The organism is Sphingobacterium yanglingense (genome assembly GCF_004363245.1).
Lineage (GTDB): Bacteria > Bacteroidota > Bacteroidia > Sphingobacteriales > Sphingobacteriaceae > Sphingobacterium > Sphingobacterium yanglingense.
On the sequence record NZ_SNYV01000017.1, the window covers coordinates 57,480 to 82,533 of the forward strand.

A 25,054-nucleotide genomic window follows, 5' to 3' on the forward strand; every position below is an offset into this window, starting at 1 on the left:
CAGATATATCATATATATAACCTAAAACTATATCACATCAATTTTTACGATACGCATTAGCCATTATTTTCGTATATTTTTGGAAAACAAAACAGGAGTAAAAACATTTTATATATATAACACAAACAGCTATGGAAGAGAATAAGAAAAAAATTACTACGGCGTCAGGCAATCCGGTGCCATTTTATCAGGATTCGATGACTGCTGGCCCTAGAGGTCCAATTTTGTTACAGGACTTCTTTCTTCATGAGAAATTAGCCCATTTCAATCGCGAACGCATTCCCGAACGTATAGTTCATGCGAAAGGCTCAGGTGCTTATGGTACATTTACCGTGACACATGATATTTCAAAATACACCAAGGCGAAATTTCTCAACCAAATTGGCAAAGAGACCCGTGTCTTTCTAAGATTCTCTACCGTGGGAGGTGAACGAGGTTCAGCAGATTCGGAAAGAGACCCGAGAGGTTTTGCATTAAAATTTTACACGGAAGATGGTAATTATGATTTAGTAGGCAACAATACACCAGTTTTTTTCATCAAAGATCCCCGCAAATTTCCTGATTTTATCCATACCCAAAAAAGGGATCCCTACACAAACTGTAAATCAGCAACTATGATGTGGGACTTTTGGTCACTGAATCCAGAATCACTGCATCAGGTTACTATACTCATGTCAGATAGAGGGACACCTTACGGCTTCCGTCATATGCATGGGTATGGCTCACACACATTTTCCATGATCAATGCCAACAACGAAAAAGTCTTTGTAAAATTTCATTTCCGAACACAACAGGGGATCAAGAACCTCACTGCAGATGAAGCCGATCAAATGCGGGCCAAAGATATGGACTATGCGCAACGCGACCTTTATACCTCCATTGAAAATGGAGATTTTCCAAAATGGAAACTCTATATCCAGGTCATGACCGATGAACAAACAAAAACATTCAAATGGAATCCATTCGACCTTACAAAGGTGTGGTCTCAAAAGGACTATCCTCTGATCGAAGTCGGAGTCTTAGAACTCAACGAAAATCCGGATAATTATTTTGCTCATGTAGAACAAGCGGCCTTTGCTCCGGCCCATGTCGTTGACGGTATTTCTTTTTCTCCGGACAAGATGCTGCAAGGTCGTATCCTATCTTATCCTGATGCGCACCGTTACCGATTGGGCGCAAATTTTGAACAAATACCGGTGAATAGGTGTCCGTTCATGGTCAATAATTATCAAAGAGATGGCTACATGCGCGTGGATGGCAACGGAGGTTCCACCCCCAACTACTTTCCAAATTCTTTTGACGAGAGCAGAGAGGCCACCGAATATGCAGAACCTGCCCTACTCTTAGATAGTGCGATAGCAGACCATTACGATAGAAATGCAAATGATGATGATCACTACACGCAACCGGGAGATCTATACAGATTGTTAGATAATGAACAAAAAAATCATCTTGTAGCAAACATCGTTGGTGCAATGTCGGGAATAGAAGGTCCTAAGCGTGATGAAATAGTCATGCGTCAACTGTGCCATTGGTTTAGAGCTGATATGAACCTGGGAATGGGGGTAGCAAAAGGCCTCGGTTTCTCCATGGATAAACTCGGCGAATACATGCCAAAATAAGAGATGAAAAAAAGCTACCAATTTGGTAGCTTTTTTTTGTATAAGAAGTAAATAGATTCTATTTTTATAAAAAAATAAAATTTGATGAAAAAAGATCAATCCCGAATAATCAGAGAACAGGCTCCACGTTCTACAACAAGAGAACATTCCGTACCACTGTACTTAACCTCCAGTTTTATATTTAATAGTGCTGAACAGGGACGGGCGATATTTGCTGATGAAGAAGAAGGAATGATCTACTCACGTTACGCTAATCCTAATACATCAGAATTTGTAAATAGAGTATGTACATTGGAGTCTGCAGAGTCCGGTCTCGCTTTTTCCTCAGGCATGGCTGCTGTATTCGCTTCATTTGCAGCCTTCGTCGAAAATGGAGATCACATCGTAGCTAGTCGTGCTATTTTCGGTTCCACTCATCAACTTTTAACCCAATTACTTCCCCGATGGGGAGTAAGCACCACATATGTCAATAGTCCTGAAATTTCGGAATGGGAGAAAGCCATACAAGACAACACAAAAATTGTCTTTCTAGAATCGCCGTCCAATCCTGGACTCGAATTGTATGATCTAGAAAAACTCGGTAACCTAAAGAAAAAATACCCTAATATTATCTTTTCTATCGATAATTGTTTCGCGACCCCCCACCTCCAAAAGCCTTTACAATACGGATTTGATTTGTCAATACATTCAGCCACAAAGTATATGGATGGCCAGGGACGTGTTTTAGGAGGTGTCATTGTCGGCAATAGATCATTGATGAACAAACTTATGTTCTTTATCCGCCATACCGGTCCCGCTATGTCCCCATTCAATGCGTGGACATTATCCAAAAGCTTAGAAACTCTTGGATTGCGAATGGATCGACATTGTTCAAATGCCTTGGCAATCGCCCAAGCTTTGGAAAGCCATCCAGAAATAATCAACATACGGTATCCCTTTCTTCCATCTCACCCCCAATATAAATTGGCAAAAAGACAAATGAAAGCAGGTGGGGGGATTATTACATTTGAAGTAAAAGGAGAACAGGAGCGCGCCTTCAGATTTATTGATGCGCTGGAAATGATATTATACACATCCAATTTAGGTGATTCACGGACGATTGCAACACATCCGGGGTCTACAACGCACTCCAAACTGACCGACCAAGAGAAGGCAAGTCTAGGGATCAGACCCGGCACGATAAGGCTCTCTGTAGGATTAGAGGATCAAGAAGATATCCTTGAAGATATTCTACAAGCACTAAATGCAACAAAATAATGAAACGAAAAAAAGGGGCACCATCTTATAAATAGTGCCCCTTCTCCTGTATCTCAATTATCTTAGTCAGCTTGTTTTGAGAAGTTAAAAACAAGATGTCCTCTTGCTCCATTATCCAATGGAATAGGCATTTTCAGCACTAACGACTGTTGATCCGCGAAAGATAGTCCTAATGCATAGCCATTCTTCACATTAGCAGCTTTATCTCCTGCATATAATTTTTTAAACTGGAATTCTGGTTCTCCTCCCATTTTTCCTGGATCGTAGATAGACCAAACAATCGTACGCACTGCACCATTAGCACATAGCTTGCCCGATGCGTTAAACGTGATACTACCCGTCTGATTTCTCATTGCTCCAGCTGGCAAATGCCATACACTGCCAATAAAACACTCGACAGGAGCCTCATCAAAAATATTTTTGATCGTATATGCATCAGGGATGTCTTGACGAGTCACCGAATTTAAAACCCATGTCCCTTTGACACCCGAACGCCATTGCGAAGCGGATGGACCTGTTACAGAAGTAGATGAAGAACCATTATTGGCACCAGATGCTCCTTTTTTTTGAGCTCCACATGATGTTACCAACATAATCACTGTAAAAAGTGAAAGGAGGGAAAGAATACGTTTACGCATAATATAATTACTTTAAATAATCTATGATGTATCTTTGCAAAGATATAAAACATTGATATCTTAATTAGCGATGGCATCCAAAAATCATACCATAAGTAAAATTATAGCTAAAACTTTAATACGTGTACTCGTTATTATCCTAGCTTTTTCAGTTTACCTATATTTTGCAAAAGGAGACCAATTATCGACCACCTTACATTTTGAGAATCTCTGGTCTTTAGTCTTTCCTTTTCTCCTTTTCATAATCGTCTTTGTCTTAATGTTCCTGACCTTAAAACACAAATTCGCACATAGCGATATCAATTGGTTATTTTCGCTCTCCTGCCTATTCTTCGTTATATACCTTATTTTGTTATATTCAAGAATTTATCCCCTGATATAATGAATAGGATATGTACTTTTGTAAGCTACAAAAAGTAAAATCAGTATGAGCAACAAGACAACACTAAATGTTGTAAAGAATATATTCAAAGTTATCGTAACAGTTGGTGCGCTATACTGGGTAGCACAAAAAATCGACTTTGATGATTTAAAAAATGCACTTATTGACTGCAATTGGGGCTTCTTATTCCTAGCTTTATGCAGTTACACCCTATCCATACTGATTGCCTCTTCGAGATTAAACTCTTTTTTCAAAGCCATTAATTTAAGGCTTAGCGAACGCTACAATCTAAGACTCTACCAATTAGGATTGCTTTATAATTTTTTCCTCCCCGGAGGTATTGGAGGGGATGGATATAAAATATACTTTTTAAAGAAAAACCATGACATATCAGGACGAAAAGTACTGAGCGCCGTTTTCTTTGACCGCCTTAGCGGACTCTGGGCACTTGCCATTATTATATGCGCCTTGGTCATTTTCATGCCGAGACTAGCCATCCCTAATATTCTCCCGATCTCAGTAGCTGTTATTGGAACAGCCACCTATTACTTTTTCTTACATCTTCTGTTTCGTGGGTTTTCTAAAAAATTCATCAGTACCCATATTAAAGCACTAGCAGTGCAAGGGTTTCAGGTCATTACCGCGATATTGATTTTGTATTCCCTCAATTTTGACGAGAAATTTTCGCCCTATCTCCTCATCTTTTTAGTTTCTTCTTTAGTAGCGATTGTTCCCTCAATCGGAGGTGGCGTAGGATTACGTGAACTGGTCATGATATATGGAGCTAATTATTTTCAAATTGATGAACACACAGCTGTTTTGGTCAGCTTGTTTTTTTATATCATATCACTTCTAGTTGCTTGTTCGGGCATTTATTATATCTTTAGGCCTCAGCGTCTAGGTGCAGACCGATTGCCGTCAGCAGCCGAAGTAGAAAAAGAAATCGATAAAGAGACACTAGAAGAAAACAATATATAATGGCAAATATTATTATTACAGGGGCAAGCAGCGGTATCGGATTTGAAGCTGTACTAGACCTCACAGCAAACAAAGACAACAATGTAATTGCTTTAGCTCGGTCGGCAGACAAACTACGCAAGCTACATGAGATTGCTTCTTCTTTGAATCATGATGGAGGAACACTCTATCCTGCCCAATTTGACATTGTATATGACAATTACACAGAATCTTTAATACCATTTATCAGTTCAAAGTTTGATAAGGTAGATATACTCATAAATAATGCTGGAGCACTAATAAACAAGCCATTCCTAGAGACATCGACTGATGATTTCGCGCAGATGTTACAAAGTAACTTACTCGGGCATGTCAACATGATTAAACACATCGTGCCACTAATGACCGAGGGAGGCCACATTGTCAATATAAGTAGCATGGGTGGAGTGCAGGGTGCATCTAAATTTCCCGGATTGAGCGCTTACTCGAGCAGCAAAGCAGCACTCGCTGTATTGACCGAATGTCTCGCTGAGGAGTTTAAAGACAAAAAAATAAATGTCAACTGCTTAGCATTGGGATCCGCTCAGACAGAAATGTTTGAAACCGCATTTCCAGGCATGCAGGCTGGAACCTTAGCTTTTGAAATGGGGCGTTATATTGCAGATTTTGCGCAAAATGGAGCCAAATATTACAACGGAAAAATACTTCCGGTAGCCAACACTACACCATAAAAATAAAAGAGCGTCATGCTCTTTTATTTTTTACAGTCCTTTTATCCAATCGCCGATATCCTTCAACACCTGAGGACTCATCGTTTCTTCTATTTGTGAATACTCTGCCACCTGTCCTGTCTTGGCCCGCTGGAACAAGTGGTTCACCCCCTCATACTCCTTTAGAACACTATTTTTGTTTTTTGGCAAAAGAGCCACCAAACTCTTCAGATTTGGGGTAGCAGGCACTTGAACATCCAACGAGCCAAACGCTGCAAAAACCGGAATTGTAATCTTAGACAAATACGCTTCTGGCTCTATACGAATGAAATAACGATAAGCGGGTGTCAACATAGTCATTAGCTCACCCCTCAATTCTGTATTTCCCTTATCCTCAACAGAAACACCTACATTATTCAATAGGGCTCTATAAGCTTCAGCTGTAGTTGCATTACTCTTTATTACAGCAAAGTTCTTGATGTTAATCTGTTTCGCTATCTCCAGATTAAGGTCATTCATTCCCCCCGCTTTGCCTATTGCGTATAACTGTTCCACCATAAGCTTATCGATAGCGATGGCTGGTCCCGCCAATGAAACAATATAGGATAAATGAGGCAATTTCTGTCCCGCTAACAATTCGGCAATTAATCCACCTTCACTATGACCAATTATTCCTATTTTTTTGGCATCCACCTGTTTTTGCTTCTTCAAAAACGCAATAGCCGCGATAGCATCTTTACTAAAATTCTCTATTGTACTTGCTTCAAATCTCCCCCCACTCTCACCAGTACCCCGGTCATCATATCGTAATACAACGATCCCCTGCTTTGTTAAGTAATCTGCCAATACTTTGAAAATCTGATGTCCAAATAGTTCTTCGTTCCTATTTTGTGCTCCAGACCCTGTCAATAATACAACAGCAGGATAACGTCCCGCCTTTCTAGGGTAAGTCATCGTACCAGCTAGGACTATATTATCATAATCATTAGTAAACTTAACATCTACCGTATCGTACCCATAGGGGGGCCGTGGCGTTTGCGGCCTATTTAGCCGGAATGGTTCTCCCCGCATTCCAGTCTGCCTTAATAAAACGAGTGGTAGTTCGACCCCATTTTGTACAAACGTAGTTTTTATCGTGTCAATACCAGACAAATCACCCGATATTCGTATCCCTCCCTGCAACTGAACAAAAAGAGAATCTCCTTTAAAACTTACTTTTCCAGGTATTCCTTTTACTCCTTGTTTGGGACTATCTGCCGTAACGTTCCACTGCCCATCAATTTGCTCTAGCTTTAGAACAAAGGGTAAACTAGCGCTGCCATACCTCAAATCTCCTTGCCATAGACCTTCATAAGGTTGTGAAAAACCAATGCACGACTGGATCAATGCGAAAAACAAAAAAACTACTCCTCTCATTACCTATAGATATATATTTATAAACTGTAGCACGGTGTTCAATACTAGGGTCAATAATACGATAGCTATCGTATCCCCTCCTACTTTGCTATTCATGGCAATTTTCATTCCTTTTAATAAAAGTGAAAAAAAACCAATCAAGCATGCGAGCGAAAAAAATGCAAATACCAGCATTAATCCTATTTTGTCGACCGATATGCCAGTTGGGTTATTTATGTGGTCTAACACTAAAAACTCCATAGACTTTAAAAAATCTGACACGAAAGGAATAACTGTAATAAGGAGCAAAAGATACATCGCTAGATGGGCTATCAACACCGAATTGACCACATCTATAAATCTGGTCTTTGCAAATCTTAGAATAGCAAATAGATACAAAACAAGTATGTTCGCTAATAGGGTAATCCCAAGATTGCAAAGCGATATATACCAAAGCATCGGCTTTGTATTCACGATCTTTAATGCGCCTAACAACATTACATGGTTATAACTGCTCAATAGAGCTGCAAAAACAAAACCGACCAAGCCTATGACCAACAGTTTCTGTTCAGAATTGTGTACAAATGGATTCCAGCTATTTTTAAACATTACTATTTATGATTTCTTTAATAAACTCGTCTACTTCATCCTGTTTTTGGGTACCAATCAAGACTTTCTTTCCATTCCTTAACTCCATCTGAATACCATATCCGCCCTTACAGGTATATGCTACACCATTTCTACCGACGCGATAGCCCCATCCACCAAACTCAATCAAATCGTATTTTCGAACTTCAATATTTGCTATACTATCCCAATTCCATCGTTTACGCCAAGCGAACGGAACAAAACTAATCTCAATTCCTTTGTCATCGATTGTAGTATAAAGGCGACTGAATATAAAATATAGCAATACCGGAACGATTATCCATACTCCCAAATTCAGCGTCCATTCGCCTGTATTTTTGTAGTCTTGATAAACATCTCTACACGCTATAAAAAGGATAACAATTAACAAACTAAACAGCCAAACAGACATAAAGCTTTGCTTTTCTCTCCAAGAATTCCTATTTGCCATTTTGTAGCTCCTTAATTTTTAAAATCAGATCATCTAATCTATTACGAACTGTTGGATAGCTTTTTCCCATTTTACCAGCCATTTCTTTAATGCTTCCGGAGCTCAATAAAAACTCCATCATAAACTCCTGATCATCGAGATCGAGTAACATTAGAACAGGCAACTTGTAATTCCCAGAAACTTCTGTACCACACGTAGAACATGTTAATTTGGCAACCTGCAGCTTTTCTTCACAGCTTGGGCAGTATATAGGCAACTTCATATATCGACAAAAACTAAATAAAACTAAACAATATAAACAAATATATTAATTTTATTAAAAACAACATTAACATTGTTTACAAAAAGTCATGAAAAACAAAAATACACTTACTACAGTATACGCTAGTCGGGATTAGCACCGTATATTGCATATAAGCACTAATTTATCTAAGTTTGCTCCTTGATTTTTTAATATGAGAAAATTTATTGGGTATATCCTTACTCCGATTTTTTATAGCTGCTTCGCAGTATCGCTTTTGATTTTTCACCCTATCCAATGGCTATGCCTCAAGTTAGGAGGATATGCGGCACATAAGCGAAGCGTAGATATCTTAAATTTCTTTTTGACAGCCTGCAATTATACGCTATTCAATACGGTGAATTTCACAGGCCATAAAGCATTAGCGACTAACGTACCGATTATATTTGTAGCAAATCATCAAAGCATGTTTGATATTCCTGCAATGATATTCTACCTTCGGAAATATCACGCCAAATTTATCTCCAAAATTGAACTGGCTGAGGCGAAAATTCCAAGTATTTCTTTCAATCTATTGCACGGAGGCGCTGCCAATATCGACAGAAAAGATTCCAAGCAATCTATCTCTGAAATATTGAAGCTAGCCAACAATATGAAACAGAAAAACTGGTCGGCAGTAATATTCCCTGAGGGAACACGAACAAAAACAGGAAAAATGAAAAGTTTTTCTGTAGGAGGTATCGCCACACTTTTAAAGAAGAACCCTAACGCATTAGTAGTCCCAGTAGCTATCAACGGATCTTATCAAATGGTAAAATACGGAATGTTTCCTCTGAGACCCTTTACCAAAATGACATGGGAAGTACTTCCAGCTATATTAACAGAAGGACTAACCGCAGAAGAAATTGTCAAAAAGGCTGAAGATATGATAAGAGAGAAAGTAGAGCGCTAATTTACTTGACGGCCTTTCCAGTCATATTTTCCTGTATTCCCAGCAATACCGATGTATACGATATAGAAACTATGAACAATAGACAGGATAGGCACGTATTTCAGCAATTCCTTCCTGCCCATAAAAGTAGTTATTGGTTCCATAAATAAAAACTCTACAATTATCTTCAAAGCGAAGGCGGTCAATAAAATCCAATTGAACTCGGGCAAGCGAAATAAAAACGCAAATAGAGAAATCAAAAGTGCCAGATTGAATAACCAAATACTCACGCCCAAGGCAACCACTTTTTTGTTCTTATATTTTGTACTCTTTGAAGCCCAACGTTTACGTTGACTAATAAAGGATTTCAAATCAGGCTTTGCATCCGTATAGACTATTGCCTCTTTGGATTTGCAAAAGCCTATTTTCTCAGCATACTTTTCGGCTACCTTATGCAAAAATAATTCATCATCACCGGAAGCTAGATTATCGATACCATTAAAACCGCCCATTTCAAAAAAGACAGACTTTCGATAGGCTAAATTCGCGCCATTACATGTTGTAGGAGAATGATTACCAATACCCGCTGCACCTAACCCTATAAGGTACATAAATTCCAAAGTTTGCAATTCCTCAAAATATGTCTTTTCCTCCGAATATAACACGGGTGAAGACACCAAATAGCTGTCATGGGTTTCGAAATATTGAACTACAGTTCTTAACCAATCTTTTCCCATCCGACAATCCGCGTCTGTAGTAATAATAATATCACCTGTAGACATCTCTATCGCTTTAGTAATAGCATACTTTTTATACGAATTGAGTTTATCTCCGATAGAAAGCTGCAACAACCTCACTCCCCTATCAGCGTAAGACCGGACAATAGCAGCAGTCGAATCCGTAGAGTGATCGTCGACAATAATAAGCTCCAAATTTTCCTTCGGAAAGTCCTGATTCAATATACAATCTATCGTACGAGCGATATTCTCTTCCTCATTCCGTGCGGCAATCAATACTGATACTCGCTCGGAGGTCACTTTACTAGAGTTGAAATAAGGTATCCTTGCCCAGCCTTTTCGCATGTAAAAGACGAGAAGCACATAGATTATAGCACAAAAAATTAAGGCGGAATTAAGAATTACTATCACTTAGGTAATTAACATTCAGTACAAAAAAAGAACCAATAATAGCGGGCAAAATCAAGTTAACAAACCAAATACAGGACACAATAGCCATAACTGCTATCTCTTGTGTAGTCACATAACTGTATAGATTGCTCGCCACAAAACTACGCACACTAAAATCGAATATATCCAACGACGGTACCGCAGCCTGCACAAAGAAAAGAATAAAAATCATTAATATCATAGATATCAACGGTATTTCCGGCAAAATCACCAGCATCAGTATAACGTACTGCGAAGTAAAAATAACAAACCGAGCCAATGAGAGGAGAAGCACATGGAGAAGCTCTTGAAAACGTACATCCCTAAGAACAGCAAAAAAAGGACTAACCTTGTTCAACCACCTCAGCTTCCCAACAAGATGATCGATCCAATGTACGTTGAAATATAAAAGCAGAAAAGCAAAGGCATAAATAATTGCTATCATCCATATAGCAAAAATAACCGGTGTAGGTGCCTCTATAAATACGGTTACGAACCAAGCTATACTCAGTGCGCCAAAAAAACTGGTCAACACCAATTGTGCAAACAACCCCACCCCCATCAATACTGCACCTCGAGCACGATTTTGTGGTTGCAGGAGCAGTACCCTCCCTCCATACTCGCCGATTCGATTGGGTGTAAATATAGCCCAAGTCAAGCCACAAAACACAGACTGTAATGCTTTCCAATAACTAAGAGACTCGAGGTTGCGGCTCAAATACTTCCACTTCACAACCTCTAAGGACCAATTGCAAAGCATCAGAACTACGACAACACTCAGTGTTACATACATTGTAGATGAAGGAATACTCTTCATCAGCGAAGTAAATGCAACAAGATTTTGCTGGTTATTGATCTTGGTTATGATAAACCACACCGCCAAACCGACAATACCGAACTTGATCCCGTAATTAAGATATTTTCTCTGTGTCTTCGTCAATTCAAAAAATTTGAAAGCACAATTTTAAGCATTTTTTTTCAGTAGCTCCCATTTTAAAGTTTCGGTTATCTGGATAGTACAAAGACAACATCTAGAACAGCAGTCAAATCCAAAGTACATCAATGTAAAAGCAACGAATAATTACTTAGTTTTGTATTATGCAAAAGGAAAAGGCGAAAGAAAGAATCATTTTGGGTATCGACCCAGGGACTATTGTTTTGGGATATGGGATAATAAAGGAAGTCGGTAAAAAAATGACCTTAGAAACGCTTGGTGTTGTTAAAATGGGGCATCTAGATGACCACGGCCTCAAACTTCAACGAATCTTCAAAAAGACACTGGCCTTAATCGAAGAATATAACCCCGACTGTGTAGCTTTGGAAGCTCCTTTTTACGGCAAGAACATCCAGGTCATGCTAAAACTAGGCCGCGCACAAGGTGTGGCCATGGCAGCAGCTCTATCCAAAGATATTCCTATTTTTGAATACGCTCCCCGAAAAATAAAACAATCTGTAACAGGTAATGGAAGCGCCAGTAAAGAACAAGTAGCCGCGATGCTTCAAAGCTTATTGGGTTTTAAAGAAACGCCTGAATTCCTAGATGCCACAGATGGACTTGCTGTAGCAGTGTGCCACTCTTTCCAGCAGAACACCACAACCGGAGCCAAAAGCTACTCCAATTGGTCTGCTTTTCTCAAAGACAATCAGGACAGGATCCGCTAGAGCTGAACCTGTCTGATTACATTTTTCACATTTAACTCCACGATATCAGTCATACTCTTACATCTAAAGTAATTGTCATTACCATAGTACCTTGCATACCCTTCACGTAGCTGAATTATGTTTTCATCCGTAGAAAGCTGTTGCGTCTGCGATGCATCCCTCAAGTCCTTGATACGATGTCGCTCACTTCGGACACGATGCACAATCGATGAGCGCTCCTCCTGTTGGTACTGCAATACAGTCTTATCATTCAAATGCTCCATGCACAATTTGACATAAGGAAAATTCTCTTTAAAAAACTGTGGCATATACACTTTAGGATTCCCTTCATAAAACTGCTGATCAAAATCTATAGCCCGGATTCTAAATTGAAAATCATCAAAATCCGGAGTGATCTGCATCACAAAGTTGTAAGCCCGCATATCCCCAAGCAATGAAATGATACAACGTTCGTTAAATTTAACGAACTCTTTAGCAATCCTAGTCTGGTTATAATCAGGATGTTCAATCCTATCTTTACTAAACATATCTCCGGGTATCCCTACGATATGCTCTTCCACAAGCGTATCCCTATCATACACATAGTTAACTTGATTGGGGGACAAAATCTCCTCCAGCTCGAGTCCATATATTCGAGATGCATCAGCCTGTTTGATATAAAAATAGTCGTAGACATCATTTAATCGATTCACAATCCGTACCCGAAACGGCTTTGTATTCCCAAAAGCACAATATTCAATACGATCTATAATCTTATGTTGTACTATCCGCGTATTACCAGATGCTTTGAGAACAGCATATACCACCTTCAGTCCTTCATACAATTGGTCTTGAAGATGTGGTGGATATAACGGAGTCTCCCAAAAGGTATCGTTACCATACTTGTCCATAACAGGGGCGGTCTCTTGAAAGTCCAACAAATCGTAATAGGATATAGGTAGCTTAGCCTCTCGCTGATACATCTTCAGATACTTCAATAAGCCTATTCCAACAGAAAATATGGGTTTCTTTCGTGAAATTTTTACATCGTCAATCTCCATAAACCGTTACTTAATTCTTTAATTTTTATAAAGATAAATAAAAGCAACAGTCTACAAAAACCGATGGATTATTAAAATATCACAAAATACAATTCATTTTTTTCAAAAAATAAAAATACAATATGATTTTTTGTTATTAATTTTGAAAAATATTAAAGTACAAAAATCAGTTTTTCTACTACACTATCTTTAAGATTTAAATGTCAGAAAAACGGTTATTATAAATTTACAAACACGATAAAACAACAGCATAAATTTTACTCTTTATGGAAAAAAACTATTCAAATTACGATTTAGATAATCTTGACGTTCAGATTTTATCCATTTTAATGGAAGATGCATCCATTCCATACACCGAAATAGCGAAGAAATTAATTGTATCTGGAGGAACTATACATGTCCGCATGAAGAAAATGGAAGAGCTAGGTATTATCCACGGCTCTAACCTTATCATCAATCCTCAGAAAGTCGGTTTTGATATCACTGCATTCTTGGGCATCTACCTAGAAAAAGGTTCACAGTATGCTGATGCCGTGGAGCAACTTAAACAGGTAAAAGAGGTTGTCGAACTACACTATTGTACTGGTCAATACAGCATGTTTGCTAAAATAATATGTAAAGACACGGCACATCTACGCAAAGTTCTTAATGAGGACATCCAAGGCCTAACAGGTATACAACGAACAGAAACCATCATCTCCCTAGAAGAGAGCGTAAAAAGACAGATTACACTGTAATATACAGACAGTTTATGGCAGCTAGCGAATCTTAGCTGCCATGTACACACACCTTTTCCCTAAGCTAAAAGCCACAAGTTAGCATCACACGTAAAGGTTTTTTCGTAACTTCGCATCGTATGTCTGATATTATACAATTACTCCCAGATTCCGTTGCCAATCAGATCGCCGCAGGTGAAGTGGTTCAAAGACCCTCATCGGCTGTGAAAGAACTTATAGAAAATGCGATTGACGCTGGAGCAGACCGTATTAGGCTAATTGTTAAAGATGCGGGAAAAACCTTGATTCAGGTTATAGACAATGGCTGTGGAATGAGTGTTACTGATGCACGCTTATGTTTCGAGCGACACGCAACCAGTAAGATTAGAAAAGCGGCTGATTTGTTTGCTATTCGTACCATGGGATTTCGTGGAGAAGCAATGGCTTCTATTGCCGCGATTGCACAGGTAGAATTAAAAACCAAACGTGTAGAAGACGAACTGGGAACCATTATCGAGATTGAAGGTTCGAAGGTTGTCGACCAACATCCAGAGGCCCTACCATCAGGAACTAGTATTTCTATAAGAAATCTTTTTTATAATATTCCTGCCCGTCGCAACTTCTTAAAGAGCAATTCTGTAGAGATGCGACATATTATTGACGAATTTCAGCGTATCTCGTTAGCTCATCCTGATATTTTCTTCAGTTTACACAGTGACAACAACGAATTGTTCCATTTATCTCCTGGCACGTTAAAACAGCGTATAGTCCACCTATTCGGAAACAATTACAACCAAAAATTGGTCCCTGTAGAAGAAGAGACCAGCATCATCAATATCCAAGGATTCATCGGAAAACCTGAATATGCAAAAAAGACTAGAGGTGAGCAATTCTTCTTTGTTAATAAAAGATTCATAAAGGACCCCTATCTGAATCATGCAATCATGAATGCTTATGAGGAAGTATTACCGGCCGATAGTTTCCCATTGTATGTCCTCTTTATAGAGATTGATCCTGCGAAGATTGACATCAACGTACACCCTACAAAAACAGAGATCAAGTATGAGGATGAAAAGGCAATATATGCTATCCTTCGTTCTGCAGTAAAAAGATCTTTGGGCAGGTATAACATTACTCCTTCACTAGACTTCAATCAGGAAACGAGTTTCAGTAACCTGATCTCGGCCAAGCCGCTAGACGAAATACAGGCACCTACGATTTCTTTCAATCCGAACTTTAATCCTTTTGAAGAAACCAGTGACGTTTCAATATCCTCAAAAACATCTAGAGCAGAAACCTACTCAAAGGGCCTTGAAAAGAAAATAGGCATTCCTCAAAACTGGGACACCCTATATCAAATCACGGAACAGGAAGAGCACACTCAGTTACCTCTTCATCCTGAAGAATCGGAGACTGAAGATATTTTCCAACACAAAAGCGAAAATAAAAAGCATTTTTTCCAGATTCACAACAAGTATATCATCTCCCAGATTCACTCTGGCTTCATGCTGATCGACCAGCAGGCGGCACATGAGCGTATTTTATTTGAACAGTACAAAGAACACTTAGAGAACAACAAAGGATCAAGTCAGCAAAGCTTGTTCCCGAGTACCCTTGAGTTATCGGCATCGGACTTTGCTTTAATGAATGAGCTCCTTCCCGAACTCCAAACCTTAGGATTTCAACTTCGCCCTTTCGGAAAAACTACTTATATTGTAGATGGAATTCCGGCAGATTTGGGAACAAATATCAATGAGGTAAAACTTGTAGACCAACTTTTGGAAGATTATAAAAACAATGCATCGGAGCTTACCCTCAACAAAAGAGAGAACTTAGCAAGGAGCTTGGCCAAGAACGCAGCTATCAAGCCTGGGACAGCATTGGATAACGAATCAATATCAGATTTAATCGACGCATTATTTGCTTGTGAAAGTCCTAATATTTCGATACACGGGAAGCCGACAATCATTACCATCACATTGCAGGAGTTGATGGATAAATTTAATAAAAACTAGAAAAGTATAGATGAACAACTTACTTGATAATCTTACACCGGTAGTAAAAAACCTATTAATTATAAACATCATATGCTTTATAGGGACAGTCATTTTTGAACCAGCAAGCAGATGGTTCGGGGTTTATTATCCTGATTCACCTTTTTTTCATATATGGCAACCTATCACTTACATGTTTATGCATGGCGGTTTCAGCCATATTTTCTTTAATATGTTTGCTTTAGTCATGTTCGGTCCAATCATCGAACGTATGTTTGGTTCTAAACGCTTTTTAAATTACTACCTAATTTGTGCCTTAGGAGCCTTAGTACTTCAATATGGAGTACAAGCAATAGAAGTGAAACAAATAACTGGGACTATCAGAGCGAGTACTTTTCTAAACTTCGACTTTGCTCAAGATCGTGTTTCATCATCCTTACAACTTACACAAGACAAATTCAGCACACTGATATCTATTTATGGCACACCCATGGTAGGTGCATCTGGCGCAATATTTGGCTTATTACTTGCTTTCGCATACCTTTTCCCAAACATGCCGTTATACTTTATGTTTATTCCGGTCCCTATAAAAGCGAAATATTTTGTCGGAGCATATATTTTAATCGAAGTTTATCTTGGCTTTAACAATTCGGGATCATCTATTGCGCACCTTGCACATGTCGGTGGGGCATTGTTTGGTTATCTTCTGATAAAATCATGGAAAATAAAAAAGGGATATCATTAAGATCTACCGAAGAATAAGGAATACTTAATCCAAAATGAGTGGCATGAAGGAAAATGTCTTAAAATCGTTTGTGAGGGATACGTATAAAAACACATCAGCTATCCCGTATATCATTACAGGACAAGCCTTCATGTTTATACTATTGCACATTTTTGAGCTCTTGACATTTGATGACATTATCTCTACGGACCTCTTCAAATGGACATACGAACACCTGAGCCTTCCTTCTTCAATATACGCTTTCATACGACAACCTTGGTCTTTATTAACGCACCCTTTTATCTACCAAGGCATCTTCAACATCCTATTTGATTGTCTTTGGCTATACTGGGTAGGTAATATTTTTCTAAACTTTCTAAACAACAGGCAACTACTAACTGTCTTTTTCGGAGCCATAACACTAGGTGGTCTACTCTACATTGGAGCTAGTTCAGTCCCCTATTTTTCAGACGCCACAAAATACTGGAACACAACAACATTCGGATTAGCTGCGCTCATTAGTAGTGTAATGATATTGGTTCCTCACTTACAAGTTAGAATGTTCCTATTAGGTGACATAAAATTAAAGACAATTGCCTTCCTGTATTTGGCCCTACAGTTTATTTTTTTGTTTTTAGATAACCCTATCTCTGCTATAGTCTATGTTTTCGCAGCTGGCTTCGGTGCTTTATTTATATGGCAACTCCAAAAAGGGAATGATTGGAGCAAGTTCTTCAAAAAAAGCAGACGTCCCAAACATCTAAAAATTGTACAAGGCAAAAATGCAGGCCGTCACAGTAGCTCAAACAGAAAACACCCTACAGATTTGCCTAACCAGGATCTTATCGACCAAATACTGGACAAAATTTCGGTAAGTGGATACGAAAGTCTAAATTCGCAGGAGAAAGAGGTCCTTTTTAAGGCCAGCAAGCAGGATCAGTAATGACAAACCGATCATTTTTCCGTAAAAGACTTGGCTATTTTAGCAAGACTGTTTTTATTGCAAATATACTTGCAGTAGTCGCTCTTCTATTGAGTTATTCGGCATCTTTTATAGACCCCCAACAGTTTTGGCCCATAGCCTTCTTTGGTCTTGCCTTTCTCCCTATTATCATTATTAACATCGGTTTTATTATCTATTGGTTTCTAAGAAAGAAAAGATATGCCTTACTGAGTCTTTTAGCCATAATTGCCGGTTGGAGCTTATTGGGAAAACACATCAACTTTAAAAACAACAATGATAAAATTGTTGTAAAGGCAGATACCACCCTTCGTGTTATGAGCTTTAATGTACATCTCTTTGAAAAGTACAATAGTCCAAAGGACAATTTCAGAGAAGAGACTGCTGAGTTAGTAAATACCGTCAATCCGGACATCATCTGCTTTCAGGAATTTTACAGCCGTATTCGAGGATCAAGACAATTCACAAAAATATTAAAGGAAGAAGGTAATTTCGAAGATTACTATTTTGAGCCTGTTTCAAAAAATGACTACGAAGGTTATGGACAGGCCATATTCTCCAAATTTCCGATTATCGACCATGGCACAATATTCAAAAATGGCTATGGTATCAATCGGATTATTTTTGCGGATATCAAACGAGAGGCAGACACCTTGCGTATATACAATGTCCATTTACGTTCTTTCGCCCTGCAAGAGGAAGACAAGGAGTTCATACAATTATCTGCGGCTGCTCAGGTCAAAGATGAACAAAAAACAAAGCAGGTAGGCCGTAAGCTCAAAAGAGCTTTCACTCATCGCAGCGAGCAAGCCAAGTCGTTACGGAAACACATCGAATCATGTCCCTACCCCTATATCGTCATGGGAGACTTTAATGACACACCGATGTCTTATAGTGTCAATACCGTAGGAAAGAACATGTATAATGCATTTGAAGAAAAGGGATTTGGCTGGGGCGTTACTCATTTTGGGATGCTTCCCTTATTTCAAATCGACTATATATTGTGCGATAAAGCCATCACTGTTGACAATTATGGCATTATCAAAGAACGTCTATCGGACCACTACCCAATTTGGGCAGATCTAATCCATTAAGTCTCCACAGTATTCTTAACAGGAGGCATCAAGAGTTCTATCGCTCGCCTTACATACTCATCTCTTCTATTTTTGACTTTAAAATAGGCTTCCCTTCCAAAATAATAACGTCCAACTATGGCCTCGATATCAGACTGTATTAACTTCAATAGGTCTTTACTTCTCCTTTCATTAACTATAATATCCCTATCTTTCAAATAGAGGATGAATTTGTCATACTCTGCCTGCGGTAAATGATATCCTTGAATGAAATTCTCTATCGAGTAGGCAGGCAGTTGCTTTGTAAAGCGCTCATAGACGAACTGTTCTAAATAACTGGACTTTACAATTTCCTGATAAAGTAAACTCAGCGTATTTGAATCGACGGAAATCTTAATATCGGGATCGATCCCTCCTCCGCTGAACAACTCTCGACCAGCTAGCGTCTTGTATACCTGTGCATTCGCAAAAGTGGTGTCCAATAACCAAAGACCTCTGTACATACTGGCATAGTCTATCATATTAGACCAGTTTGCTGTATATTTCTTCTGTATACTACGACCTAAAGGCGTATAGTACCTAGAGATGCTCAAATTCACCCTAGAGCCATCTAAAAAATCGAACTGCTCCTGAACAATTCCTTTACCATAAGACCGCTGTCCTACAACGGTAGCCCTATCCCAATCTTGCACGGCCCCCGCTACAATTTCGGAGGCAGAGGCAGTACCATCATTAATCAGGACAACCAACTTACCGTCAGTATATTCTCCCTCTCCTTCAGAATAATATTCCCTTTTATTCTCGTGTGCCCCTTCCGTATAGACCAGCATCTTTCGGTCTTTAAAAAACTCACTGGCGAGACGAATCGCTATATGGAAGTAGCCTCCTCCATTATCTCGAAGATCCAAAATAAGACTTTGGGCGCCCTGCTTTTTCAATTCTTTAATGGTCGCTTTAAAGTCCTCAGCTGTCTTTAACCCAAACCGTCTGATACGCACGTAACCAATAGTCGGTTTAATCAGATAAGATACGTCAATAGAGCTCACATTGATCTGATCTCTAATTACTTTAAATGGCTCTTTTTTAATATCATTGTCCCTCGCAACGTAAATCGCCACAGTCGATCCCTTCTTACCACGTACCATTTTATCTACGGTGTTTTGCGCAATTTTTCTACCAGAGACGTATGTTGAATCAATTCTCAAAATCCGATCACCGACTTTCAAACCAGCCTTCTCCGCCGGCCCTCCCCCAATCACACCGACAACCATCAACGTATCATGAAGATTAAAAAACTCTAACCCGATACCTTCAAATGTTCCCTCCAATGCTTCCGATTGTGCTTTAGATTCATTAGGTAACAAATAAGAAGAATAGGGATCTAGATGAGCTACAATATGGTTGATAGCGCCATTTTGCAAAGAATCTAAATTTAAACTATCCACATAGGTATTGGATAGCAAATCTAGAACTTGTTGTATTTTATAAGAATTATCCGAAAGGCCAATGGGTACCAAAGAACTTCCTGGGTTATTACTTTGTTGGTCTACGTAATTTTGTCCCAGAATCAATCCTAGCAATAGCGTTGCCGCGTAAGTTGCAGCTACAAAAATATTCCGTCCAGTACCTTTTTGCATTTATTTAATTCGTATGCACCTAAAACAGGATTCATGTGTTACATTATTGGTAATTTGCCCCTGTAAACACGATGTGTCAAAGATACCAAAATAACTTCCAAACAATTTAAAATCAGCTAACAATTGCTAATTTTTATGTCAAAAACAATATAATAAAACGGAAGTGTAGCTGTATAATTACATTGCAGATAAAAATGAAATTATTTAGGTTTGAAAAAAATTGACACATATGCATGAGATTGAACCCTATTATCAGTGGAGACACGACTATATTTCATCTGACGATGAAAAATCTCCATTTTATGGCACAATCTACAATGAATTTGAATTCGACAAGCAAGTCTACAACTTCCTCCTCCATCCACAGTGGGACGATTTCGGATCACAAACTCTCTATCTCAAAATTCTCTATGTCGACTATGATCTTGGTTATACGATTATAGAGTTTATTGGGGAGTGGAATGACGCTATTTATAACGACATCATGCTTCTTAAGCGAGAGATCATCGATGTAATGATACAGGAAGGTATCACAAAATATATACTGATAGGAGAAAATGTACTTAATTTCCACGCTTCGGACGACTCTTATTATGAAGAATGGTTTCAAGACATCGAAGACGGATGGATCGCTGGAATACACTTCCGCGAACATGTCATCCAGGAGTTTCAAAGCAATAACATCGATTACTTCATCAATTTTGGCGGATTCTTAAATGATATTCCCTGGCGAACATTGAAACCCAAACAACTATATCATCATATCCAGGAATACCTTCAAAAGAGATTGGGTATTTAGGTGATGTGTATATGATTTTCCGCACTACAAGTTGCCTATTCTCTTTATTATTAAGTAACTTTGTTTTTAAGATTTCTATCTACAGGAAAAGATTAAGGAATCCTATTTTTTTGAATTTTAACTTTTTACTTTAACATTATGTCATTCAGAATAGAAAAAGATACGATGGGTGAAGTTCAGGTGCCAGCAGATAAATACTGGGGAGCCCAAACAGAACGTTCGCGCAACAATTTTAAAATTGGACCTGCAGCTTCTATGCCCCTTGAGATTGTCAATGGCTTTGCTTACTTAAAGAAAGCTGCCGCCTATGCTAATCATGAATTAGGTGTACTTCCCGTCGAAAAACGCGATGCTATTGCAGCAGTATGCGATGAAATATTAGCGGGTAAATTGGACGATCAATTCCCTTTAGTAATTTGGCAAACTGGATCTGGAACTCAATCCAACATGAATGTTAACGAAGTTATTGCAAATCGGGCACAAGTCCTAGCTGGAGGTACAATTGGAGAAGGCGAACCTGTGCTCAAAGCAAACGATGACGTCAACAAATCACAGTCATCGAATGACACTTTCCCTACAGGAATGCATATTGCAGCTTACAAAGCAGTTGTTGAAATAACAATCCCTGGTGTCGAAAAGCTTCGTGATACCCTAAAACGCAAGTCCGAAGAGTTTATGAATGTCGTTAAAATTGGACGTACACACTTAATGGATGCGACACCTTTGACACTAGGTCAGGAATTATCCGGTTATGTAGCACAGCTGAACTATGGTATCAAAGCAGTCAAGAACACACTCGCACATTTATCAGAAGTTGCTCTTGGCGGAACAGCAGTAGGAACAGGACTGAATACACCGCAAGGATATGATGTTCTTGTCGCAAAATATATTGCTCAATTCACAGGACACCCGTTCATCACAGCAGAGAACAAATTCGAAGCTTTAGCTTCTCATGATGCAATTGTAGAAACACATGGCGCATTAAAACAACTCGCTGTTGCATTAAATAAAATAGCAAATGATATTCGGATGTTAGCATCAGGCCCTCGTTCAGGTATTGGTGAAATAATAATCCCTGAAAACGAACCAGGATCATCTATCATGCCAGGAAAAGTCAACCCTACACAATGTGAAGCATTAACAATGGTAGCAGCACAGGTCATGGGTAATGATGTGGCTATTACAATTGGTGGTACACAAGGTCATTATGAACTTAACGTTTTTAAACCCGTAATGGCTGCTAATTTCTTGCAATCTGCTCGCTTAATTGGTGATGCCTGTATTTCTTTTGAAGAACACTGTGCAATCGGTATCGAACCGAATCACGCGCGCATCAAAGAACTGGTTGACAATTCATTGATGTTAGTCACTGCATTAAACACCAAAATAGGTTACTATAAAGCTGCAGAGATTGCTCAAACCGCTCATAAAAACAACTCTACACTAAAAGAGACTGCTATTGCTTTGGGCTATGTTACAGCAGAGCAATTTGACGAATGGGTAAAACCTGAAGAAATGGTAGGTAGCTTAAAATAACCGAGTGCAGATATTTATCAAAAAACATTTAAACATAGTTGCATACTTAGGACTTTCCCTAAGTATGCTTTTTGTCTTTTCAGGATGCCAGCGACATTCTGAAATGCAAACCGAGGGGGTCTCTTTCCTCCAAGGAGTGTGGGTGCAGGACAGTATCCCGCAGCAGCAACAAATGCTTAATTTTACACTGCATGAGTTCACTTTCACCTGCGACTCGCTGTATGCAAAAATGCACATGCATGCAAAAACGAAGACCATGCCCGACAGCTGTTTCAATAACGGGTCATGGACCGAATATGCTAAGGCAGTATATGTGCTACGAGGCGACAGTATCATAGCAGAAGGTATATATACCAAAGAAAATGGGAAACAAAAGATATCTGGCTGTTACAAAAGTGGCCAATACCTACCTCGATTCAAATTAGTATATCATGATAAGGATTCGGTCGTATTGGAAAACAAATTTGACTCTAGACCAATCATATTACGCAAGACTAAAGATATTACCTGCGTCCCCAAAAAGCGTTGGGAAATGTAGAAAAAAGCAAAAGAGCCACAACAATCGTTGTGGCTCTTTTGCTTAGTTTATCAACTTTGAATCGTCCGAAGACTTCAATAGATTTGCTTTTAACTCGTTTTCAGATTGTAGCAATTCTTGCTCCACCACCTTTCTTTTTTCCCGTCCATCGCGCTGTATCTGAAGCACCTGTTCGATTGTGCTTATGATATCGGTATTTGCCTTTTTTATAGTCTCGATATCCACGATCCCACGCTCTGTTTCACGAGCTACACTGATTGTAGACTCTTTAAGCATTTCGGAATTTTTACGCAATAGTTCATTTGTCACATCCGTTACAGCTTTTTGTGCTTCCAAAGCACGTTGAGAATGAGCAATACCTAGGGTAAGCACCATTTGGTTTTTCCACAAAGGCAAGGTGTTGACAATACTGGACTGTATTTTCTCCATCAGCGAACTACTATTACTTTGTATCATTCGAATCTGCGGCGCCGTCTGTAACACGACCATGCGCGTCAACTTCAGATCATGGATCTTACGTTCAAAACGAACGACATGCTGCTCCATATCTTTATAGGCCTGTATCTTGTGCTGATCCCCAGACTCTTCTGCCTCTTTCTTCAATTCGGGTAACGTAATACGGTGCACTTCGTCCAACTTTTCCTCTCCCGCCGCAATGTGCAGCGACAACTCTTTGAAATAGTTTTGGTTCTCGACAAAAAGCTTATCAAAGATATTAACATCCTTCAATAGGGTCTTATAGTGTCCTTCTAATTTCAATTCAATCTGATGAATATTCTTCTCAACGGAAGCATACTCCGTACGCATGCGTTGGATTTTCTTCTTTAAAGAATCAAAAAATGGGATTAGTGGCTTTTTATTCAGATTCTCATCAAAAGACTTGATATCCGAACGAAGATTTAACAGAATCTCTTCTGCTCCACCCATATCTTTAGTACGTACCTGCTTTAATATCTCATTCGAAAAATTACTCACCTTGGTCTGACTAGCGACACCAAATTGAATAATATCCGTTGTTGAGTTCAAATTTATCTTATCTCTATACTGCTGAATTAAGGCTTTCTCTTCATCCGAAAAGCTGACCTGCATATCTTTACTTTTATCCTGATTGTTATCTTCGTAGGAAGTCAAATCTATAGTGCTCATAGTTTCTATTAATCTTTTAAGAGGTTCTTATTTTTTAAGGTCTGTAAGTAAACATCCGACTCTGCCGACACATCCAATAGACGTGCTTTTATTAAGTTTGTGACATCAATTTCAATTGCTGTAGCTGCCTGGGCAAGTACTGCTTCCAGCTTACTTTTAGAATCCAGCGTCACTTGATTATGAAGTCTCGTGTTTTCCAAGTCATCATACTCCCGCAGTACATTTACAACCGTCCCGTGTCTAACCAAGAATTTTTCAGCCTCTTGAACATCTCTTTGCTCTAACAAATGGAAAAGGCGAACAATTTTAGCCACATACTGTTGTATATTTCGATTATCTACTTCCTTCTGAAAATACATCAATTTAGTGACGAATGATTGTGGTGTTTCAACCTGTGCCTGCGCCAGTTCCAGTCGGCGCTGATCTGCCAGCGTATTAATCCATGTCAACGGACGGACTTCGCCCAACTCTAGTCGCTGCAAATAGGATTTTGATTGATTGAGCAACAGTCCATTCCCTACGATATAAGAGGTGATATACCCACAGACTGTAAGCAACATTCCCTGTGACATCGCTCCAGCGAAAATATAGAAGGAATAAAAAAGACCAAATTGAACAAAAAGCAACAGCCAAGACAACAGATACCATGATCTGACTTTCCCCTTAGATGCCTGAGACATCATTACCAATGGATGAATAGGGGGCGCAAACATTAAAATCGACAAAAATGTCCATTTCAATCGTCCCAACTCCCAACGTTTACTCTTTTTTGTGGCCCAACCCATAATGCAATTTAATTATTTTTTTTGGTAAAAAGCCAACTATTCAGCTCCACCAAAAGCTATTGTTAC

General features: G+C 39.0%; 25 protein-coding genes. 14 read left to right on the forward strand and 11 right to left on the reverse strand.

Annotated features, from left to right (window positions below; translation table 11 throughout):
* The first annotated feature begins 131 nt into the window (after positions 1-131).
* Together CLV99_RS18340 and CLV99_RS18345 are read left to right on the forward strand one after the other, a co-directional pair.
* Entirely contained in the window at positions 132-1,622 is a 1,491-nt protein-coding gene (locus tag CLV99_RS18340; protein ID WP_133585966.1) for a catalase, read from the forward strand.
* Positions 1,623-1,706: 84 nt separating this feature from the next.
* Positions 1,707-2,879: a trans-sulfuration enzyme family protein gene (locus CLV99_RS18345; protein WP_133585967.1), complete on the forward strand. Its 1,173-nt coding sequence runs from the start codon at positions 1,707-1,709 to the stop codon at positions 2,877-2,879.
* Between the two features lie 62 nt (positions 2,880-2,941).
* Here the strand turns inward: CLV99_RS18345 and CLV99_RS18350 are convergent, their stop codons facing one another.
* Positions 2,942-3,517, reverse strand: a complete 576-nt coding sequence (locus CLV99_RS18350) for a hypothetical protein (RefSeq protein WP_133585968.1) — start codon at positions 3,515-3,517, stop codon at positions 2,942-2,944.
* 427 nt (positions 3,518-3,944) lie between these two features.
* On the opposite strand from CLV99_RS18350, the gene CLV99_RS18355 reads away from it, so the two are divergent.
* Positions 3,945-4,877: a lysylphosphatidylglycerol synthase transmembrane domain-containing protein gene (locus CLV99_RS18355; protein WP_133585969.1), complete on the forward strand. Its 933-nt coding sequence runs from the start codon at positions 3,945-3,947 to the stop codon at positions 4,875-4,877.
* Positions 4,877-5,587: an SDR family NAD(P)-dependent oxidoreductase gene (locus tag CLV99_RS18360; protein ID WP_133585970.1), complete on the forward strand. Its 711-nt coding sequence runs from the start codon at positions 4,877-4,879 to the stop codon at positions 5,585-5,587. The genes CLV99_RS18355 and CLV99_RS18360 overlap by 1 nt, the downstream gene beginning before the upstream one ends.
* A 30-nt stretch (positions 5,588-5,617) precedes the next feature.
* On the opposite strand, the gene CLV99_RS18365 is transcribed toward CLV99_RS18360, so the two are convergent.
* Genes CLV99_RS18365 through CLV99_RS18380 form a run of 4 tightly spaced genes read right to left on the reverse strand, consistent with a single transcriptional unit; the run spans position 5,618 to position 8,301 of the window.
* On the reverse strand, positions 5,618-6,982 hold the full coding sequence (locus tag CLV99_RS18365) for an alpha/beta hydrolase family protein (protein ID WP_133585971.1): 1,365 nt from the start codon (positions 6,980-6,982) through the stop codon (positions 5,618-5,620).
* 3 nt (positions 6,983-6,985) lie between these two features.
* The gene (locus tag CLV99_RS18370) at positions 6,986-7,570 is read right to left on the reverse strand and encodes a hypothetical protein (RefSeq protein ID WP_133585972.1); all 585 of its coding nucleotides are present in this window, start codon (positions 7,568-7,570) and stop codon (positions 6,986-6,988) included.
* A complete protein-coding gene (locus CLV99_RS18375) occupies positions 7,563-8,039 on the reverse strand; it encodes a hypothetical protein (protein ID WP_133585973.1) in 477 nt (158 codons plus the stop codon). Before CLV99_RS18375 ends, CLV99_RS18370 begins: the two co-directional genes overlap by 8 nt.
* Complete coding sequence (locus CLV99_RS18380; RefSeq protein WP_133585974.1) at positions 8,029-8,301, reverse strand: DUF2089 family protein; 273 nt, start codon at positions 8,299-8,301, stop codon at positions 8,029-8,031. The genes CLV99_RS18375 and CLV99_RS18380 overlap by 11 nt, the downstream gene beginning before the upstream one ends.
* A gap of 193 nt (positions 8,302-8,494) precedes the next feature.
* On the opposite strand from CLV99_RS18380, the gene CLV99_RS18385 reads away from it, so the two are divergent.
* Positions 8,495-9,232 (forward strand): lysophospholipid acyltransferase family protein, encoded by a 738-nt coding sequence (locus CLV99_RS18385; protein WP_133585975.1) that lies wholly within the window; start codon positions 8,495-8,497, stop codon positions 9,230-9,232.
* Here CLV99_RS18385 and CLV99_RS18390 read toward each other — a convergent pair.
* Together CLV99_RS18390 and CLV99_RS18395 are read right to left on the reverse strand one after the other, a co-directional pair.
* Complete coding sequence (locus CLV99_RS18390; protein WP_133585976.1) at positions 9,229-10,293, reverse strand: glycosyltransferase family 2 protein; 1,065 nt, start codon at positions 10,291-10,293, stop codon at positions 9,229-9,231. The two genes, CLV99_RS18385 and CLV99_RS18390, sit on opposite strands and share 4 nt — an antisense overlap.
* A 49-nt stretch (positions 10,294-10,342) precedes the next feature.
* Entirely contained in the window at positions 10,343-11,317 is a 975-nt protein-coding gene (locus CLV99_RS18395; RefSeq protein ID WP_133585977.1) for a hypothetical protein, read from the reverse strand.
* Between the two features lie 158 nt (positions 11,318-11,475).
* On the opposite strand from CLV99_RS18395, the gene ruvC reads away from it, so the two are divergent.
* Entirely contained in the window at positions 11,476-12,039 is a 564-nt protein-coding gene (gene ruvC / locus CLV99_RS18400) for a crossover junction endodeoxyribonuclease RuvC (RefSeq protein WP_133585978.1), read from the forward strand.
* On the opposite strand, the gene CLV99_RS18405 is transcribed toward ruvC, so the two are convergent.
* On the reverse strand, positions 12,036-13,079 hold the full coding sequence (locus tag CLV99_RS18405; RefSeq protein ID WP_133585979.1) for a hypothetical protein: 1,044 nt from the start codon (positions 13,077-13,079) through the stop codon (positions 12,036-12,038). The genes ruvC and CLV99_RS18405 overlap by 4 nt on opposite strands.
* 266 nt (positions 13,080-13,345) lie before the next feature.
* Here CLV99_RS18405 and CLV99_RS18410 point away from each other — a divergent pair, with 266 nt between their 5' ends.
* The 5 genes from CLV99_RS18410 to CLV99_RS18430 all read left to right on the forward strand — a co-directional run bounded on the left by CLV99_RS18410 (position 13,346) and on the right by CLV99_RS18430 (position 18,568).
* Complete coding sequence (locus CLV99_RS18410; protein WP_133585980.1) at positions 13,346-13,816, forward strand: Lrp/AsnC ligand binding domain-containing protein; 471 nt, start codon at positions 13,346-13,348, stop codon at positions 13,814-13,816.
* A gap of 119 nt (positions 13,817-13,935) precedes the next feature.
* The gene (mutL, locus tag CLV99_RS18415; protein WP_133585981.1) at positions 13,936-15,810 is read left to right on the forward strand and encodes a DNA mismatch repair endonuclease MutL; all 1,875 of its coding nucleotides are present in this window, start codon (positions 13,936-13,938) and stop codon (positions 15,808-15,810) included.
* 10 nt (positions 15,811-15,820) lie between these two features.
* Positions 15,821-16,534, forward strand: coding sequence for a rhomboid family intramembrane serine protease (locus tag CLV99_RS18420; RefSeq protein WP_133585982.1), 714 nt, complete (start codon positions 15,821-15,823; stop codon positions 16,532-16,534).
* Between the two features lie 34 nt (positions 16,535-16,568).
* Positions 16,569-17,456: a rhomboid family intramembrane serine protease gene (locus CLV99_RS18425; protein WP_133585983.1), complete on the forward strand. Its 888-nt coding sequence runs from the start codon at positions 16,569-16,571 to the stop codon at positions 17,454-17,456.
* Positions 17,456-18,568: an endonuclease/exonuclease/phosphatase family protein gene (locus tag CLV99_RS18430; RefSeq protein ID WP_133585984.1), complete on the forward strand. Its 1,113-nt coding sequence runs from the start codon at positions 17,456-17,458 to the stop codon at positions 18,566-18,568. The genes CLV99_RS18425 and CLV99_RS18430 overlap by 1 nt, the downstream gene beginning before the upstream one ends.
* Here the strand turns inward: CLV99_RS18430 and CLV99_RS18435 are convergent.
* On the reverse strand, positions 18,565-20,184 hold the full coding sequence (locus tag CLV99_RS18435; RefSeq protein WP_133585985.1) for a S41 family peptidase: 1,620 nt from the start codon (positions 20,182-20,184) through the stop codon (positions 18,565-18,567). The genes CLV99_RS18430 and CLV99_RS18435 overlap by 4 nt on opposite strands.
* 229 nt (positions 20,185-20,413) lie before the next feature.
* Between CLV99_RS18435 and CLV99_RS18440 the strand changes: the two genes are divergently transcribed.
* The 3 genes from CLV99_RS18440 (at position 20,414) to CLV99_RS18450 (ending at position 23,057) form a co-directional block, all read left to right on the forward strand.
* The gene (locus CLV99_RS18440) at positions 20,414-20,983 is read left to right on the forward strand and encodes a hypothetical protein (protein WP_133585986.1); all 570 of its coding nucleotides are present in this window, start codon (positions 20,414-20,416) and stop codon (positions 20,981-20,983) included.
* Positions 20,984-21,121: 138 nt separating this feature from the next.
* Entirely contained in the window at positions 21,122-22,519 is a 1,398-nt protein-coding gene (gene fumC, locus CLV99_RS18445; protein WP_133585987.1) for a class II fumarate hydratase, read from the forward strand.
* A 64-nt stretch (positions 22,520-22,583) separates the two neighbouring features.
* Complete coding sequence (locus CLV99_RS18450) at positions 22,584-23,057, forward strand: fumarate hydratase (RefSeq protein ID WP_133585988.1); 474 nt, start codon at positions 22,584-22,586, stop codon at positions 23,055-23,057.
* Between the two features lie 42 nt (positions 23,058-23,099).
* On the opposite strand, the gene CLV99_RS18455 is transcribed toward CLV99_RS18450, so the two are convergent.
* Together CLV99_RS18455 and CLV99_RS18460 are read right to left on the reverse strand one after the other, a co-directional pair.
* Positions 23,100-24,203, reverse strand: a complete 1,104-nt coding sequence (locus CLV99_RS18455) for a toxic anion resistance protein (RefSeq protein WP_133585989.1) — start codon at positions 24,201-24,203, stop codon at positions 23,100-23,102.
* 8 nt (positions 24,204-24,211) lie between these two features.
* Complete coding sequence (locus CLV99_RS18460; protein WP_133585990.1) at positions 24,212-24,988, reverse strand: hypothetical protein; 777 nt, start codon at positions 24,986-24,988, stop codon at positions 24,212-24,214.
* Between the last annotated feature and the right edge of the window lie 66 nt (positions 24,989-25,054).